General features: G+C 62.6%; 17 protein-coding genes and 1 pseudogene. 12 read left to right on the top strand and 6 right to left on the bottom strand.

The features are described from left to right. Positions 1-9: 9 nt before the first annotated feature. Positions 10-3252 carry an efflux RND transporter permease subunit gene (locus tag SJY33_RS05000; protein WP_379921484.1) on the top strand — a complete coding sequence of 1081 codons (3243 nt, stop codon included), beginning with the start codon at positions 10-12 and terminating at the stop codon, positions 3250-3252. On the opposite strand, the gene SJY33_RS04995 is transcribed toward SJY33_RS05000, so the two are convergent. Next, positions 3249-3416: a hypothetical protein gene (locus tag SJY33_RS04995; protein ID WP_379923609.1), complete on the bottom strand. Its 168-nt coding sequence runs from the start codon at positions 3414-3416 to the stop codon at positions 3249-3251. The two genes, SJY33_RS05000 and SJY33_RS04995, sit on opposite strands and share 4 nt — an antisense overlap. Between SJY33_RS04995 and SJY33_RS04990 the strand changes: the two genes are divergently transcribed. After that, positions 3366-4286 carry a cation diffusion facilitator family transporter gene (locus SJY33_RS04990; protein ID WP_379923521.1) on the top strand — a complete coding sequence of 307 codons (921 nt, stop codon included), beginning with the start codon at positions 3366-3368 and terminating at the stop codon, positions 4284-4286. The two genes, SJY33_RS04995 and SJY33_RS04990, sit on opposite strands and share 51 nt — an antisense overlap. 16 nt (positions 4287-4302) lie before the next feature. On the opposite strand, the gene SJY33_RS04985 is transcribed toward SJY33_RS04990, so the two are convergent. After that, positions 4303-5040 carry a MauE/DoxX family redox-associated membrane protein gene (locus SJY33_RS04985; protein WP_301749538.1) on the bottom strand — a complete coding sequence of 246 codons (738 nt, stop codon included), beginning with the start codon at positions 5038-5040 and terminating at the stop codon, positions 4303-4305. Positions 5041-5113: 73 nt separating this feature from the next. On the opposite strand from SJY33_RS04985, the gene SJY33_RS04980 reads away from it, so the two are divergent. The 10 genes from SJY33_RS04980 to SJY33_RS04935 all read left to right on the top strand — a co-directional run bounded on the left by SJY33_RS04980 (position 5114) and on the right by SJY33_RS04935 (position 12810). Next, the gene (locus SJY33_RS04980; RefSeq protein WP_301751110.1) at positions 5114-5521 is read left to right on the top strand and encodes a MerR family transcriptional regulator; all 408 of its coding nucleotides are present in this window, start codon (positions 5114-5116) and stop codon (positions 5519-5521) included. A gap of 43 nt (positions 5522-5564) precedes the next feature. Next, positions 5565-5825: a hypothetical protein gene (locus SJY33_RS04975; RefSeq protein ID WP_301749537.1), complete on the top strand. Its 261-nt coding sequence runs from the start codon at positions 5565-5567 to the stop codon at positions 5823-5825. Continuing rightward, positions 5822-6259 (top strand): periplasmic heavy metal sensor, encoded by a 438-nt coding sequence (locus SJY33_RS04970; protein WP_301749536.1) that lies wholly within the window; start codon positions 5822-5824, stop codon positions 6257-6259. Before SJY33_RS04975 ends, SJY33_RS04970 begins: the two co-directional genes overlap by 4 nt. Beyond that, complete coding sequence (locus SJY33_RS04965) at positions 6256-6828, top strand: RNA polymerase sigma factor (protein ID WP_301749535.1); 573 nt, start codon at positions 6256-6258, stop codon at positions 6826-6828. Before SJY33_RS04970 ends, SJY33_RS04965 begins: the two co-directional genes overlap by 4 nt. 6 nt (positions 6829-6834) lie before the next feature. Beyond that, positions 6835-8700: a copper resistance system multicopper oxidase gene (locus SJY33_RS04960; protein WP_301749534.1), complete on the top strand. Its 1866-nt coding sequence runs from the start codon at positions 6835-6837 to the stop codon at positions 8698-8700. Further along, positions 8697-9815, top strand: coding sequence for a copper resistance protein B (locus SJY33_RS04955; protein WP_379921483.1), 1119 nt, complete (start codon positions 8697-8699; stop codon positions 9813-9815). The genes SJY33_RS04960 and SJY33_RS04955 overlap by 4 nt, the downstream gene beginning before the upstream one ends. Before the next feature lie 16 nt (positions 9816-9831). Beyond that, entirely contained in the window at positions 9832-10221 is a 390-nt protein-coding gene (gene copC / locus SJY33_RS04950; protein WP_066544464.1) for a copper homeostasis periplasmic binding protein CopC, read from the top strand. Positions 10222-10228: 7 nt separating this feature from the next. After that, entirely contained in the window at positions 10229-11152 is a 924-nt protein-coding gene (locus SJY33_RS04945) for a CopD family protein (protein ID WP_379921482.1), read from the top strand. Between the two features lie 30 nt (positions 11153-11182). Continuing rightward, positions 11183-11710 carry a YybH family protein gene (locus SJY33_RS04940; protein ID WP_379921481.1) on the top strand — a complete coding sequence of 176 codons (528 nt, stop codon included), beginning with the start codon at positions 11183-11185 and terminating at the stop codon, positions 11708-11710. Between the two features lie 206 nt (positions 11711-11916). After that, the gene (locus tag SJY33_RS04935; RefSeq protein WP_379921480.1) at positions 11917-12810 is read left to right on the top strand and encodes a LysR substrate-binding domain-containing protein; all 894 of its coding nucleotides are present in this window, start codon (positions 11917-11919) and stop codon (positions 12808-12810) included. On the opposite strand, the gene SJY33_RS04930 is transcribed toward SJY33_RS04935, so the two are convergent. The 4 genes and pseudogenes from SJY33_RS04930 to trbF all read right to left on the bottom strand — a co-directional run bounded on the left by SJY33_RS04930 (position 12798) and on the right by trbF (position 15836). Then, positions 12798-13025: a DUF2274 domain-containing protein gene (locus SJY33_RS04930; RefSeq protein ID WP_379921479.1), complete on the bottom strand. Its 228-nt coding sequence runs from the start codon at positions 13023-13025 to the stop codon at positions 12798-12800. The genes SJY33_RS04935 and SJY33_RS04930 overlap by 13 nt on opposite strands. Further along, positions 13022-14194 (bottom strand): TrbI/VirB10 family protein, encoded by a 1173-nt coding sequence (locus SJY33_RS04925; protein WP_379921478.1) that lies wholly within the window; start codon positions 14192-14194, stop codon positions 13022-13024. Before SJY33_RS04925 ends, SJY33_RS04930 begins: the two co-directional genes overlap by 4 nt. Further along, entirely contained in the window at positions 14191-15156 is a 966-nt protein-coding gene (trbG, locus tag SJY33_RS04920; protein WP_379921477.1) for a P-type conjugative transfer protein TrbG, read from the bottom strand. The genes SJY33_RS04925 and trbG overlap by 4 nt, the downstream gene beginning before the upstream one ends. Further along, positions 15153-15836: pseudogene (gene trbF, locus SJY33_RS04915) on the bottom strand (conjugal transfer protein TrbF). The gene trbG and the pseudogene trbF overlap by 4 nt, the downstream one beginning before the upstream one ends. Positions 15837-15840: the final 4 nt, after the last annotated feature.

Raw genomic sequence — 15840 nt, 5'->3', positions numbered from 1 at the left:
GGACGAACCATGATTGAAAAAATCCTCGCCTTCGCCGTCGAGCGAAGGGTGCTGGTGGTCCTCCTGACCGCGTTTGCCGCCATTTATGGTGCGACCCAGCTTGTACAACTGCCTGTCGATGCGGTGCCCGACATCACCAACCGGCAGGTGCAGATCAACGCCGTTGCGCCCTCGCTCGGGCCGACGGAAATGGAACGCCAAGTCAGCTATCCTATTGAAACTGCCATGGCGGGCATGCCCGGCCTCGTTGAAACCCGCTCGATTTCGCGTAACGGGTTTGTGCAGGTCACGGTGATCTTCACCGATGATACCGATCTCTATTTCGCCCGCCAGCAAGTAGGTGAGCGCTTGACGCAGGCGGCGGGCACGTTGCCGCCGGGGGTGGATCCACAGATCGGACCGGTATCTACCGGCCTTGGCGAAGTGCTGATGTGGACGGTCGACTTCGCGCATCCCGACGGGCGCGGGGCTCCGCGCGCGCGGGCCGGGCAGCCGGGCTGGCAAACTGACGGCAGCTATCTTACTCCTGAGGGACAGCGGCTGACGACGCCGGAAGAGCGGCTGACCTACCTGCGCACGGTCCAGGACTGGATCATTCGGCCACAGATGCGTCAGGTTGCCAATGTTGCGGGTGTCGACGCCATCGGCGGTTTCGTGAAGCAATATGAGGTCGCACCCGATACGGTGCGTCTGGCCGCCGCCGGTCTTTCGATGACCGATCTCGTCGACGCGCTCGAACGTGGCAATGTATCGAGCGGTGCGGGCGTGGTCGAGCGCAGCGGGGAAGGACTGGTGGTTCGCGCCGATGCCCGGGTGTCACGCGGGTCTGAAATTGCCAATATCGTGATTGCCCAGCGAGGCGGGGCGCCGGTGCGGGTCATTGATGTGGCGACCATTTCGTCGGGCCGCGAGGTCCGCACGGGTGCAGCCAGCGTCAATGGTCATGGCGCTGTGGTTGGCACCGCCCTGATGCTTGCAGGTGGCAACAGCCGCACGGTGGCGGCGGAATCCGCCGAGAAGCTCGATGAGATCGGCGCGGCCCTCCCGCCCGGTATTGTCGTGACGCCGGTGCTTGATCGTTCGGTGCTGGTTGATGCGACGATCAGCACGGTGGCCAAGAACCTGACCGAGGGCGCGCTCCTTGTTATTGTCGTCCTGTTTCTGCTGCTCGGCAATTTCCGCGCTGCCATCATCACGGCGCTGGTGATCCCGCTGTCGATGCTGCTGGCGGCAATCGGGATGGTCAAAGGGGGTGTTTCAGGCAATCTGATGAGTCTCGGCGCGCTCGATTTCGGTCTGATTGTCGATGGTGCGGTCATCATCGTTGAAAATTGCCTGCGCCGTCTGGCCGAGCGTCAGCATCATGAAGACAGGTTGCTCAGTTTGCAGGAGCGGCTTCACGAAGTGATGGTTGCGGCGCGCGAGATGATCCGCCCATCGGTGTTCGGTCAGGCCATCATTATCCTGGTGTATCTGCCGCTGCTCGCGTTCGACGGGGTGGAAGGCAAGATGTTCGCGCCGATGGCGATCACCGTGATGCTGGCACTGACCGCAGCCTTTGTCCTCTCGCTGACCTTCGTACCAGCGATGGTGGCGCTGCTCGTGACTGGCAAGGTCGAGGAGAAGGAGCCGCGCGTGCTGGCGGCAACGCGGAGCCGTTATGAGCCATTGCTCGACAAGGCGCTTGCCCGGCCATGGGTGGCCATCGGCTCGGGAGCGGCGATTTTCCTTGTCGCGCTCGTCGCCTTCACCAGCCTTGGTCGCGAGTTCATTCCCCAGCTCGACGAGAAGAATTTCGCGCTCCACGCGATGCGGATCCCGTCGACGAGTGTCGAGCAATCGGCCTCAATGCAGTTGCAGGTCGAACGGGTGATCGCTGGCTTTCCGGAGGTCGCGACGGTCTTTTCAAAGACGGGCACGGCGGAAGTGGCGACTGACCCGATGCCCGGCAATGTGTCCGACACTTTCGTGATCCTGCACCCACGAGAGGAGTGGACCGATCCGTCCGAAAAAAAGGCCGCGCTGATTGCCCGGGTGGAAGCCCGGCTGAACACGCTGCTCGGCAACAATTATGAGTTCAGCCAGCCTATCCAGATGCGCTTTAACGAGCTGATTTCGGGCGTTCGATCGGATGTGGCGGTCAAGGTCTACGGCGATGATTTCGAAACACTCAATGCCACGGCGCAGCGCGTTGCAGCTGCGCTGCGCGCGGTCGACGGTGCTTCGGATGTCAAGGTTGAGCAGACCGAAGGATTGCCGGCGCTGGTGATCGATTTCGACCGGGCGGCGATTGCAGCCTATGGTCTGTCGGTTGGCGATGTGACTGATGTGGTGCAGATCGCGCTCGGCGGCCGCGAGGCCGGGCTGGTGTTCGAAGGCGATCGGCGGTTTGATGTCGTGGTGCGCCTGCCCGAAGAGCAGCGGCGCGATCTCGATGCGCTTGCGGCCTTGCCAGTTGCATTGCCATCGGCAGATGGCACGGCGCGGTCAGTGCAGCTTGGCCAGCTCGTTCGCTTCCGCATTGAAAACGGACCCAACCAGGTCAGCCGCGAAAACGGCAAGCGCAGGGTTGTTGTGCAGGCTAATGTGCGCGGGCGGGACTTGGGCTCGTTCGTTGCCGATGCGCAAGCCGCGGTCGCCAATGATGTGCAGATTCCTCCGGGTCTGTGGATCGACTGGGGCGGCCAGTTCGAGAATCTCGAACGTGCGCAAAATCGCCTCAGTATTGTGGTGCCACTTGTCTTCGCGGCGATCTTCGCCTTGCTTTACGCAGCGCTGGGGTCGGCAAGCCGTGCGGCGATGGTCTTCTCCGCCGTCCCGCTCGCGCTGAGCGGGGGCGTGCTGCTGCTATGGCTGCGTGGCATGCCCTTTTCGGTCTCTGCAGCGGTTGGCTTCATCGCTCTGTCGGGCGTGGCAGTGCTCAATGGGCTGGTCATGATGTCGAGCATCCTTGCGCTGCGTCAGAACGGCAAGGGCGTGGTGGAATCGGTGCGCGAAGGGGCGCTGATGCGTTTGCGACCCGTGCTGATGACGGCATTGGTGGCCAGTCTTGGTTTCGTGCCGATGGCGCTGGCGAGCGGCACGGGGGCAGAAGTGCAGCGACCTATTGCCACTGTCGTGATCGGTGGGCTGATCTCGGCGACTTTGCTGACTTTGGTCGTCCTGCCCGCGCTGGCCCGGCTTGTGCTCGACCGGGAAGCCAGGCGCTTTTCAGATGATGAGCCTCAGCCGCTTTCGCCCGTGATGGCTTAGATGAATGACCAGTAAAATAGACCAAAGATCAGGAGATACCCGATGACCAGCAGCGGTAACCGAAGTGCATCGGCTCCTGGCGGTCCTTGCAATGGCTCCTTGGTGGCAAGCTGATGGGCGCGGGTCACGATGATGGCAATGCCGGTCACCAGGGCCACAGCCATGGCGCTGGTGCCAGCACCCGTCGCCTTGCCATTGCACTTGGATTGACCACGACGTTCCTGATCGCCGAGTTGGTCGGTGCCTTTGTCTTTGACAGCCTGGCGCTGCTTTCCGACGCTGCGCACATGTTTACCGACAGCGCGGCGCTGGCGATTGCGCTGGCGGCGGTGAAGATCGGCCAGCGTCCGCCCGATGATCAGCGCACCTTCGGCTATCGGCGATTCGAGATATTGGCGGCGGCGTTCAACGCGATCCTGCTGTTTGCGGTCGCCGGATACATTCTCATCGAGGGGATCGGGCGGTTCTTTGCACCACAGCCCGTCGAATCCGTGGGCATGCTGATTGTCGCAACGCTGGGGCTGATTGTGAACCTCATTGCGATGCGGATCCTCGCCGGTGGCAAAGAGGACAGCCTGAACCTCAAGGGGGCCTATCTCGAGGTCTGGGCCGATATGCTTGGCTCGCTTGGGGTCATCGCTGCCGCCGTCATGATCTATTTCACCGGTCTCAACTGGATTGATCCGTTCGTCGCGATTGCGATCGGCCTCTGGGTTCTACCCCGCACGTGGATATTGCTGCGCGATACCACGCATATCCTTCTGCAAGGCGTGCCGCGCGGGTTTGACCTCAAGGCCATCCGCGCCGCGATGGGCGAGATTGCCGGCGTCACGGGAGTGCATGACCTGCACCTGTGGTCGGTGGCGGGCGATGACGCCAGCCTGACCGCGCATGTTGCGATTGGTGAAGGGCAGGATGCGGAGAGGGTGCGCCGCGCCGTGGCAGACATGCTGGAAGCGCAGTTCGCAGTCCATCACGTCACGATTCAGACAGAAGCTGTTCCGTGCACTGATGAGACGGCGCTGCATCGCTGAATATGCGATCTTCGCTCTAGGTCATCATCCACACTGCCATGCCGATCATCATCAGATTTTCGGTCAATGATACAAAGCCCAGCGGCACATTGCTGTCTCCGCCGACGCAAGCGCATTTGAGTTCGCGTCGGTCGATATAGACGGCTTTGAAGACCGAGATCGCACCGATCGTGCCGATGAACAGCGCCACCGGTATCGATAGCCAATGCAGTTGGCCCGAGACCATCAGCACACCGGCGAGGCCCTCAGCGAAAGGATAAAGGGTCGCATAAGGCACCCAGCGCTTTGCCAAGAGGTCGTAATTGAGGAACATGGTCGCAAACTTGTCGACGTTCTGGAGCTTGAGCAGCGCCAAGACGCACATGCTGAAGGCGATAAACCACTCCGCAACGCGAACACTCAGAGACGTGCCATCGACCGCGATGCCGGCCGCAATTGCCATCGCTGCGGTCATGGCGAAGAGCGCGATGATCGGGCGATAGCTGGTTGCAGCAGGATCCAGGACCTTGATCCCGAAGTATCGCCGCAGGTCGTCATGCCCGCCAATGCGCTCGCCATCGATGAAAGTCTGAGGGGTGGTTGCAACGCCGTGTTCAGCCTTGAACGCGTCGGTCTGTTCGCGCGTGGTAAGGTGCCGATCATCGACCTTGTAGCCGCGCGTTTCGAGCAGATGCTTGGATTTCAGGCCATAAGGACATGTGTGATTGGGCATTACCATGCGGTGGAGCACCGCGGTTTTTATGGGCTTGGGCATTGGAGATTTCCTTTGGATCGCAGCAATGCAGCCCATATAGGTCCCGTACCATGGTACGGAATCAAGGGTGAAAATGAAAATTGGTGAATTTGCCCGCGCAGGCAGGGTCAATGTCGAGACGATCCGCTATTATCAGCGGCGCGGATTGCTGGCGCAGCCTGCGCGGCATGAGGGGCCACGCCGCTATACGCGCATCGATCTTGGCCGTTTGCAATCGATCCGCTCGGCGCAGACTGCGGGCTTCACGCTTGACGAGATCGCGACCCTTCTTGCTCTCGATACGGGCGATCGCACAGCGGCGCAGAATCTGGCACGCGTTAGGATCGCGGCTCTCGATGAGAAAATCGCGACGTTGCAAACCATGCGGGGAGCCCTCGTCAGGCTCGCAGATGACTGTGCGTCGGAACAATCCGGACCCTGTCCCATCATCGATGCTTTCAGCTTTGACCAAGAAAATGCAGGATCGAAGGTGGCAACATGAGGGGTATTTGCCGCGCCCGCGTATACAATCCCGAAGGAGCTTCATGATGGACCTCGACGCAAATCTCGCCCGACTGGCCGGGCTTCCCGTGCCGGATCTTTCCGCCCTTGACGGCGGAAGGCTGGCGGCTCGCGCGCAGAACGAGGTGCGGCAGACGCGGGCTATGCTCGGACTGGGGCTCGTTGTGTCGTTGGGGATGGGGGTCGTCGGCGGGCTCCAGGTGCCAGCACGCGCCGAGGTGCCCCTGGCTGCCTTCGGGCCGCCTTCTTCGCTTACGCCCTTGATTGCATTGGGTCAGGAATGAACCTTCGTCGTATCGCCTTGGCGGCAGGCCTGATCATTGCGCTCGCGCTGGTCGGGGTGTGGCTTGGGCGCATGCTTCAACCCGCACCGCACCATGGTGGGGCTGAACTCCATGCCTTGATTCATGGTGAGCTCGACCTTGATCCGGCCCAGGAACAAGAACTGACCGCACTGGAGCGCCAGTTTGCTGCGCGGCGCGAGGCGCTCGAAGACCGGCTCAGGCGAAGCAATGCACTCCTCGGCGACGCCATCGCCGCCGAACATGAAAATGGTCCCCGCGTTTCTGCGGCGGTGGACGATACGCATGATGCGATGGGGGATCTCCAGAAGGCGACGCTCGAGCATGTTTTCGCGATGCGGGCCATTCTTCGTCCCGATCAACAGGCGCGGTTCGATGCGGTGGTTAGCAAGAGCCTCGCTACACAGCCGCAGTGACCTCAGACAATCTGGATGCGGCGCTTATACGCGACGCACGGGCCGGAGGGTCCGGCGCGCAACGTGCGCTGGTTGAGCGCTACCGTGAGACCGTCTACCGGCTTGCGCGCTCGGCGACGGGCGATCCCGAAGAAGCCTTCGATATTGCGCAGGAAGCGTTCGTCGCCGCGTTTGCTGCGCTCAACCGCTATGATCCCGAGCGACCTTTCAAGGCCTGGATCAGCGCCATTACGCTGAACAAATGCCGGGACTGGGCTCGTCGCCGCGCGGTCAGGCGGTTCATCGGCCTGCCGATGCCCGAGCACACGGCGGACTGGATCGCTGATGATACGCCTTCTGCGGAAACACTTGCTGCAGACCGCGCCGAGCTTGCCGCGACCGCCAGTGCGATCGCGGAGCTTCCGGCCAAGCTGAAAGACGTGTTGATTTTGTGCACGGTTGAGGGGTTGAGCCAGCAGGAGACAGCAATGACGCTGGGCATCAGTGTTAAGACGGTCGAGACGCGGCTTTCTCGCGCGCGTCAAAAATTGGTGGGCATTGTGAGGGGTGGCCCGGACACGCGCGTATAGAAGCGTATGAACAGTCCGAACCTTACACGACGTCACCTGATCGCCGCCCTCGGCGCGGGATCCGCCTTCGCTGCCATGCCGGCCTGGGCGCAAGGGCATAGCGTCCACCGCAGCGGCAGCCATGGGCGCGGCGGCCCGCGTATTCCAGCAGGCTTTGGCGAGCTATCAGGCGATGTCATCGATCTGACCGTTGGCAGCGGCCACCGCATTGTCGAAGGGCGGCGCGGCCCGGGCATTGCCGTCAATGGCAGTGTCCCCGGCCCGCTGATCCGGCTGCGCGAAGGGCAGAATGTCCGCCTGAATGTCACCAATAACCTGGAGACCGATACGTCGGTCCACTGGCACGGCTTCCTTTTGCCGTTCCACATGGATGGGGTGCCGGGCATCAGCTTTCCCGGTATCAAACCGGGCCAGACCTTCACCTACGAGTTCCCCATCCGCCAGTCGGGCACCTATTGGTATCACAGCCATTCGGGTCTGCAGGAGCAATCCGGCCATTACGGCCCGATGATCATCGATCCGGCAGGGGCCGAGCCGGTGCAGTTTGATCGCGATTACATCCTGCTGCTGAGCGACTTCACCGTGCTCGATCCGCATTTCATCATGAGCCGGTTGCGCACGGGCGAAGGCTATTTCAATCGGCAGCTGAGCACCTGGACTGACCAATATCCGATGTCGGGTGAAGAACGGCGGATGTGGGCCGAAATGCGGATGATGCCGACCGACATCATGGATATCGGCGCGCCGACCTACACCTTCCTCGCCAACGGGCGCGGCCCAACCGAGGGGATGGAATATCTGTTCCGCGCCGGAGAACGCGTGCGGCTGCGCATCATCAATGGATCCGCGCAAAGCTTTTTCAATGTTCGCATTCCAGGCCTGCCGATGACTATCATCGCTGCCGATGGCCAGAATGTGCGCCCGGTTGAGGTCGACGAATTCCAGATCGGCACGGCTGAAATCTATGACGTGATCGTCACTCCCGGTGAGGCTGATGCCTATGCCATCGTGGGCGAATCGATGGACCGATCAGGCATGGCGCTGGCGATGCTGGCGAGCCGCCCCGGCGCGCGCGCTGCGGTGCCGGCCCTGCGCGATCCGCCGCTGTTGACCATGGGTGACATGGGCATGAACCACGGCTCTGATGGCATGGATCACAGCATGATGGATCATGGCGGCGCCGCCGCAGATGCTGCAGCAAGCGAAATGGACCACGCCGCCATGGGCCATGGCGATCCGGCCGTACCTGCTGACGCCGCCGATGGCGCAATGGCGGGCATGGCGATGGACGGCATGAGCATGGACGGGATGATGATGCGCGACACCACGCTGCTACCGCCCGATGTCGCAGTCGGCCCGGGCGTGGACATGGTGTCGATGGCGCCGGTCGACAAAATGGGCGATCCCGGGCTTGGCCTGCGCGATGTGCCGCACCGCGTGCTCAACTATCGGATGCTCACCGCGCTTGAGGCCAACCCCGACACGCGCGAGCCTTCGCGGCTGCTCGAACTCCACCTGACGGGCAACATGGAGCGCTACATGTGGTCGTTCGACGGACGGATGTATTCGGCCGTCAGCGACGTGCCGATCCGTTTTGCATGGAACGAGCGGGTGCGGGTGAAGCTCATCAACAACACGATGATGGCGCACCCCATCCATCTGCACGGCATGTTCTTCGAACTGGTCAACGGGGAAAGCGCTGCGCATCAGCCGCGCAAGAACGTCGTGATCGTCCAGCCCGGCGCCAGCGCGCAATTTGATCTCACCGCCAACGAACCCGGCGACTGGGCATTCCACTGCCACCTGATGTATCACATGCATGGCGGGATGATGCAGACCGTGACCGTGGTCGGTCCGGGCGGCGGCGCATGAGCGTGCGGTCTGTCCTGTCAGCGGCCCTGCTCGGGAGCGCGATGATCTCCGTCCCGGCCTTCGCGCAGCATCAAGGGCATGCAATGCCTGCGCCAGCGCCAGCGCCGACACCTGCTCCAGCGCCCGGCGATCCCCATGCCGGGCACGGCATGCCGGCCGCGCCGACTACGCCCGCGCCTGATCCGGCCGATCCGCACGCGGGGCACGTAATGCCTGAGCAGCCTGCGACCGCTGAGCCAATCGACCCTCACGCGGGCCATGACATGACGGGTGGGCCGGCTGCGCCTGCCGATCCGATGGCTGGCATGGACCACAGCACCATGGATTATGGCATGATGGACGACGCAGCGTCGGCATCGCCTGGACCTGCCATGGAAACCCCGCCGCCACCTGAGGCCGGAAGCGGTCCACCGCGCGCTGCCGATGCCCTTTGGGGCGCCGATGCGATGCGGGCTTCGCGCGAGGATCTGCAACGCACCCATGGCGATTTCCCGGTCTTCTGGTTTCAGGGCGATCGTTTCGAAACGCAGGTGCGTGACGGTCGCGAGGGCTATCTGTGGGATCTTCAGGGCTATTATGGTGGCCCGACGAGCCGGCTCTGGTTCAAGAGCGAAGGTGAAGGCACGTTCGGCGAACCGATTGAACAAGCCGAAGTTCAGGCGCTTTACGCCCGGGCCATTGCGCCCTTCTGGGATCTGCAGGCGGGCGTGCGGCAAGACCTCGGCGGACCCGACACCACACATGCAGTGATCGGCGTGCAAGGGCTTTCGCCCTATATGTTCGAAGTCGACGCCGCATTGTTTCTTTCACAGCGCGGCGATCTCACGGCGCGGATTGAGGGCGAGGTCGACCAGCGGATCACGCAGCGTCTGATCGTGCAACCGCGCGCCGAGGTGAACTTGTCGGCGCAGGACATTCCGCGCCTCGGCATCGGTTCAGGGATCGACTCGGTCGAGGTCGGCGTGCGGCTGCGCTACGAATTCATCCGCGAGTTTGCCCCCTATATCGGCATCGAACAAAGCTGGCGCCTCGGCGGCAGCGCCGATTACGCCCGCGCACGAGGCGAGGATCCCAGCGTTACCAACTATCTCGTCGGCATCCGTTTCTGGTTTTGAAGTAAAGGAATACCCCATGAAATTCGCATCTCTCCTCGCCGCAATTGCCATGATCGCTGCGCCGCTTGCGGCCCCGTCGATCGCGCTTGCTCATACGCGCGTCGTGGCCTCAACTCCTGCTGAGGGCGCAACCGTTGCGCGCCCGCGGGCGGTGACCCTAACATTCAGCGAAGCTCTTCTGCCGCCGACCGCCGCCGCCAGCATCGTCATGACCGCGATGCCCGGGATGGCGAACCACGGCGAGATGGTGATCCGCAATTTCACGACGGCCTGGAGCAATGGCAACAAGACCATGACGCTCACCCTGCGACAGCCGCTGCGCGCCGGAACCTATGAGGTGCGCTGGCAGGCCGCCGGAGCCGATGGGCATCGCATGAACGGCACCGTCAACTTCATCGTCAGCTGACAACAGCGTGGGGAGTCTGGCCGAGCAGGGGTTGCGATTTGCGCATTATGGCGCGCTGCTTTGCCTGTTCGGTTGGACGGCGTTCCGGTTGCTGAAGCTGCGGCACATGGAGTGGGTGTCGCAGGATGAGGGCAGGGCTGCTCTGACCCTCGTCGCGATTTCTGCGCCGCTGTTAGCAGTCGCGCTGATGCTGGTGTCGATTGCAGCAATGATGGGCGCGCCGATTACCTCGCTCGACTGGCCGATGATCGAAGCGATGATCATTGGCACCGAAATGGGCATGGCGTTTCTAATGCGCCTTGCGCTGCTGATTGCCGGCCTTTGCGCGCTGCTTGCGAGCCGAGCAGGAAGGCAAGGCACTCTGATTGCGGCCATGTGCTTCGCTGGCGCATTGCTGACGCTCAGCTGGAGCGGCCATGCGGCTGCGACTGAAGCCGGATTAGGCCTGTTCCACCGATTGAACAATGCCGTCCATCTGCTGGCGACCAGCCTGTGGCTGGGTGCCATTTGCTGGTTTCTGTTCCTGACACTTAAAGCCCATCGGCAGCCCGATCTCATCCCTGCTTTGCCGCTGCTTCGCGTGATGCACGGGTTCGCGCCGTTGGGCGTCGGCCTGGTTGCTGCAGCTGCTCTGACGGGCGTGATCAACGCGCAGTTGATCTTTGGACTGGAGAACAGCGTCTCGGTTTTGACCACGCCTTATGGGATCTTGCTGATCGCCAAAGTCCTGTCGGTTGGAATGATGCTGGCGTTCGGCGCGCACAACGCCCGGATCGGACGACGGGCGGCCCTGAAAGGCGAGAGCGACAAATCGGAGTCCTCAATCACTTTATCGCGCCTTCGTAGAAGCCTGGCAGGCGAGTTGATGATGGCGGTCGGAGTGATTGGACTGGTTGCCGTGCTGGGCATGTTGTCTCCGATGACGATGTAACCAAGAAACTGATCGAGGGAGGAAGAGACGATGATCGAGGGTAAAATGATGCAGCTGACAGGGCGACGTGCTGCGTCTCTCGTTGGCATTGCAGCGATCGGACTAAGTCTGACGGCTGCGCATCCGGTGCCGCATGACGGGCCGCGACCGCCCGCTTCGGCAAATCCGGAAGCGCCGGTCGATGCGGCAACACCCGTTGGCACCGTTATGGCCTTCCACGCCGCACTTGCCAGCGGCGATACGGACGCCGCGCTGACATACCTCGCCGAAGACGTCGTTATTTTTGAATCTGGCGGCGTTGAAAACAGCCGCGCCGAATATGCCAGCCATCATCTGGAAGCCGATGCTGCCTTCAGCGCCGCAGTGCCTCGAGCCCTAGTCAGCCGCACGCATGGTATGCAAAGCGATATGGCCTGGGTCATGAGTGTCGAAACGGTGACCGGAACGTACCGCACGCGTGCGATCAACAGCCGGTCGGTCGCGACGATGATGCTCCGGCAGGTGACTGGGCAATGGCGTATCGTACACATTCACTGGTCGTCTGCGGATATATCCTGAACTGATCTTCGTTTCATGTCTGCAGGAAATCTGAGGTCTTGAGCGAGATGACCCACAGTGAATTAATGGGTGCGAAGAGCAAGAATAGGCGCTTGTAGCAGCAGCGATCTTGCCCGCTGGTCATTGAAGACATTGGAAAAATCTGGGTGATCCTGATTATTGGTGATAATGCGACCGGGGAGAAGATGATAAAGGTCGCGTAGCCTATGATCGAAGTGCGTCAGCTCAGGTTTGCTGTTGCCACAGCCGATGCTCAGAATTTCTCACGCGCCGCCGAAGCATTGCGCATCAAGCAATCGACGTTGAGCAGACGCATAGCCGCCCTGGAAGCCCGCCTCGGGATCAAGCTCTTTGAGCGCAGCACGCGCGGCGCGATACCGACCGAACAGGGCAAGGCATTCCTGAGCGTTGCCCGGCGCATTCTCACCGATATCGACAATCTTCAGACGACAGCCCGCGCCGTCAGCTATGGCGAGGAAGGTAGGATCGCGGTCGGCTTTTCTGCATCCCTGATGGCCGGCAATATGCGCGCGACGATTGGCGAATATATGCGGCGTCACCCCGACATTCAGTTTGACGGGATCGAAGCCGATCCCGAGCAGATGCTCAGCGATCTGAAGGCCCTGATCATAGACGTCGCGCTAATGCCGTCGGATGCGCATGACGCTGGCATCTCGCGGCGCTCGGCATGGTCGGAGCGATTGCTAGTCGCCCTGCCGAAAGGCCATCAGCTGGCCAAGTCAGACCGGCTTCACTGGAGTGATTTTCGCCGAAAGGTCTTTGTATTGCCCAGCCAAGGTGTGGGCACTGCGATGGCCCGAATTCTGCAACGGCGCTTATCGGATCAGGGCTATCGTGCGAACTTGATTATGCAAGACACGAGTCTGGAAAGTGTTTTGAGCACGGTCCCGTTCGGGCGATACATCACGCTGGCCACTGAAGCGTCGATCGGTGTGCATTGGCCAGAACTGACCTTCGCGAAAATTATCGATCAAGGCGGTGCTGCGCGCCTCGATTATGCTTTCTACTGGCGCGAGGATAACGAAAACCCTGCGCTGAAGCGCTTCTTCGAACTGATCAGCGAACGCTACCCGGCCTGACCCGACCGCCGCAATTTGGCGAAGGACCGGTCGGTCGCGATGAAGCGCTCGATCATCGGCGGGATCAGTCGTTCGGGTGAGGGAACATCTTTGGTATCGCCGCTGTTGATCGCCAAGCCATAGGCGAGCAGTTCGCGGTGGAGGCGCGACGAGAGCTCGATGGTGACCTTGACCGGCTTTTCATCGGCAAGATCGGCCAGTTTCAATCGGGTCACGATCCGCCTCCCAATATCAGATCACGGGTCACCAGCACTCGCACCGGAAAACCCGGACGGATGGTCAGGGTCGGTCGGACATCAAGCTCGCGGCTGACCACCTGTTCGCCCGCGCGGCCGATGCTGTCTTGCGAGCCGCGCCGCAGCGCGCGGGTGAGATTATCGTCATTGCCAGCACCAAGTTCGCCGCCAACACCCAGCAAGGTCGAGACCAGCGCCGCGCGCAAAACGCCGCCCCAATGAAAGTCCACGCCGTCCTGCAACCCGGCAAAGCCAGACGGGTCGCCGCCGGGTTGGCGTTCGAGCACAATCGACCGGCCATCGGGCAAGATCAGGCGGTTCCATGCGAGTTGGACCCGGCGCTGGCCGAAGGACACGTCGGCATTATAATCGCCGATCAGCCGTGCCCCTTGAGGGATGAGCAGGATGCGGCCGGTGACGCTGTCATAGACAGGCTCGGTCACCTGCGCGGTAACTTGCCCCGGAAGATTGGAGCGAATCCCGGTGATGAGGGCAGCAGGAATGATGCTGCCCGCCTGCAAGACATGGGTGCCCGCCGGTGGCTCGATCCGGCTCGTTGATACCGTGCGGCGCTCGACAGGACGTTCGGCAAAGGCGGGACGCTGAGCCTCTGCTGCAAGCTGCGGCACCGGCGGCCCATTGCTGGAATCGGCAGCTTGCGATCCGTCACCGACAGCAGCTGCTCCGGCGCCGCCGCCAAAGAACAGGCGGCTTTCGCGCGCGGCGCTGCGTTCCTGCACAAGCCGCTGCCGCTCCGCCTCGGCAGCCGTCTGCGCTGGCGTTGGCGCCGGGCCAGTGGGCGGCGTAGCGCCGATCGGCGGAAGCTCGGCAACATCGCCGCGCTGTTGTGCCGCCAGGATCGGCGCACCGAGATCGCCGGGGAGGGGCGGGCCCAGCTTGGGAACATCGCCATAGTCACGCGGCCCGTCCGCCAGTGCATCGGGCCGTGCGGTGCCCTCGGTGTTCAGCAGTTCCTCGCGCTCGGCCTGGCTCGCGGGCTGCAGAGCATAGATCAGCGCACCACCGACAAGGGCAAAGCCGCAGGCCGATGCAATACCGATGGCTTTGCGCGAAAGCCGCATAACCCGCGGTGGATCGCCGCGCAGCTTGACCGCCTCTTCCGGCGTTTGAGCAGCTTCGTCGCTCATGACGGCGTCCTCCGGCGTTCCTTGCGGATCTCGACGCGCTGCTGCGAACGGCGGTCGCCGAGGCGCAGTTCGGCGCGCTCGAGCAGCCGGTCGACGATCATGAAGCGGCCTGATACGCGGTAGTTGAGGAGCTCGGCCTGATTGCCTTCGCCAAGCCCGAACAGCGGCGGCATCTGACCTTGGGCAACGCTTTCGGGAAACTCGATAAAGGTCTGCCGCCCGTCATCGAACACGCGCACCGGTCGCCACGCAGGCCGATCGCCGGACAGACGATAGGCAAAATTGAGCGCTTCGATCGGAATATTGGCGGCAATCGGCGCGGCGCGCGCCTGGGCTTCCTGCGCTTGTTGCAAGGCGATCAGCTCGTCCTGCGGATACTTCCACGAGACCGACGCCATGTAGACCGACGGATTGGCGCGTAGCTCGATATGATAGGTGCGCCGGTCGGTGTTGATGACGAGGTTTGTGGTGATGTCCGAGCGGACCGGCTTCACCAGAATGTGGACGCGGGCACTGGCCCCGCGCCCGCTTACGGTGTCGCCGATCAGCCAGCGCACCGTATCGCCCGCAGCGACTGGTCCGGCGCCAACCAGCTGCTCGCCCTCCTGCAGCGCAATGTCGGTCACCTGTCCCGGCGCGGCATAGACCTGATAGAGCGCGCCGGGAGCCCAGGCATAGTTCTGGATCGCGTTGATGAATTGCTCGCCCTCGGGCTGCACGCGCGCGGCGGCGTTTGCCGCTCCCACCCGATCCCGGGGGGCGGATGGCTGGGAGCGGCGCGCGGCGGGGGAGGGGGCTCGCCGCGGTTCGGATTGCGTCTGCATTGTCGCAGTGGTCCCCGCATCGGCGACCACTGGCGCCGGTTCTGATGCCACCACTTGGGCTGAAGCCGGACAGGCGGTTGTTCCAAGCAGGGCGGGGAGGAGGGTCACCGCAAGGCGACCGGGAATGGGCGAGATCATGAGCCAAGTTCCTTTGACCAGTTGATGGCATTGACGAAAATGCCGAGCGGGTTCTTGCGCAGGGCATCGGGGGTGCGCGGGGTTTGGACGGTGATCGTCAGGATCGCGGACCAGCGACTGGTCTCGGCAAGGCTCCCATCGCGGTAGCGGCGTTCGACCCAGGCAACGCGGAAGCTGGTCGGCGAGGCGCGGATGACGCTGGTGACATCGATCCCGACCTGTTCGCGGCCAATTAGCGCGAAGGGATCATTGGTCCGCGCATAGTCGTTGAGCACGAGCGCGCCGCGGTCGGTGACAAAGTCATAGGCGCGCAGCCAGTTCTGGCGAACGATGATCGGATCGTCGGGAATGCTGCGCACCTGCTCGATAAACCGCGCGAGGTGGAATGCGATCTGCGGGTCGCTCGGGTCGAAGTCGCTGACCGCAGGGGCGACGGCCTGGGCTTCGCCGAGCTTGTCGACCTGCACCACCCAGGGAATGATCGAGCCTTGCGAACCCTGCCAGACGATCCCGGCGGTGAGGCAGGCGGACAGGCCGAGCGCGCCGAAAAAGGCATAGCGCCAGCTGCGCGCCTGGACCCGTGCCGAGCCGATGCGCTCGTCCCAGACCTAGGCCGCGCGTTGGTAGGGCGTTTCGGGCTCGGGGGTCTTGCCGTAGCGGATCGAGGGTCGTCGGAACATGTGT

The sequence above is a fragment of the Erythrobacter sp. R86502 genome (genome assembly GCF_042466465.1).
Taxonomy (GTDB): Bacteria; Pseudomonadota; Alphaproteobacteria; order Sphingomonadales; family Sphingomonadaceae; genus Erythrobacter.
The sequence above is the reverse complement of the archived record's forward strand: the minus strand, read 5'-3'. Positions and strand labels throughout refer to the sequence as shown.

Coding starts and splice junctions, on each gene's coding strand:
- SJY33_RS04970 (WP_301749536.1), top strand. CDS start 5,822: ATGAACCTTCGTCGTATCGCCTTGGCGGCAGGCCTGATCATTGCGCTC.
- SJY33_RS05000 (WP_379921484.1), top strand. CDS start 10: ATGATTGAAAAAATCCTCGCCTTCGCCGTCGAGCGAAGGGTGCTGGTG.
- copC (WP_066544464.1), top strand. CDS start 9,832: ATGAAATTCGCATCTCTCCTCGCCGCAATTGCCATGATCGCTGCGCCG.
- SJY33_RS04985 (WP_301749538.1), bottom strand. CDS start 5,040: ATGCCCAAGCCCATAAAAACCGCGGTGCTCCACCGCATGGTAATGCCC.
- SJY33_RS04925 (WP_379921478.1), bottom strand. CDS start 14,194: ATGAGCGACGAAGCTGCTCAAACGCCGGAAGAGGCGGTCAAGCTGCGC.
- SJY33_RS04955 (WP_379921483.1), top strand. CDS start 8,697: ATGAGCGTGCGGTCTGTCCTGTCAGCGGCCCTGCTCGGGAGCGCGATG.
- SJY33_RS04995 (WP_379923609.1), bottom strand. CDS start 3,416: ATGGCTGTGGCCCTGGTGACCGGCATTGCCATCATCGTGACCCGCGCC.
- SJY33_RS04940 (WP_379921481.1), top strand. CDS start 11,183: ATGATCGAGGGTAAAATGATGCAGCTGACAGGGCGACGTGCTGCGTCT.
- SJY33_RS04960 (WP_301749534.1), top strand. CDS start 6,835: ATGAACAGTCCGAACCTTACACGACGTCACCTGATCGCCGCCCTCGGC.
- SJY33_RS04935 (WP_379921480.1), top strand. CDS start 11,917: ATGATCGAAGTGCGTCAGCTCAGGTTTGCTGTTGCCACAGCCGATGCT.
- trbG (WP_379921477.1), bottom strand. CDS start 15,156: ATGATCTCGCCCATTCCCGGTCGCCTTGCGGTGACCCTCCTCCCCGCC.
- SJY33_RS04980 (WP_301751110.1), top strand. CDS start 5,114: ATGAAAATTGGTGAATTTGCCCGCGCAGGCAGGGTCAATGTCGAGACG.
- SJY33_RS04990 (WP_379923521.1), top strand. CDS start 3,366: ATGGGCGCGGGTCACGATGATGGCAATGCCGGTCACCAGGGCCACAGC.
- SJY33_RS04975 (WP_301749537.1), top strand. CDS start 5,565: ATGATGGACCTCGACGCAAATCTCGCCCGACTGGCCGGGCTTCCCGTG.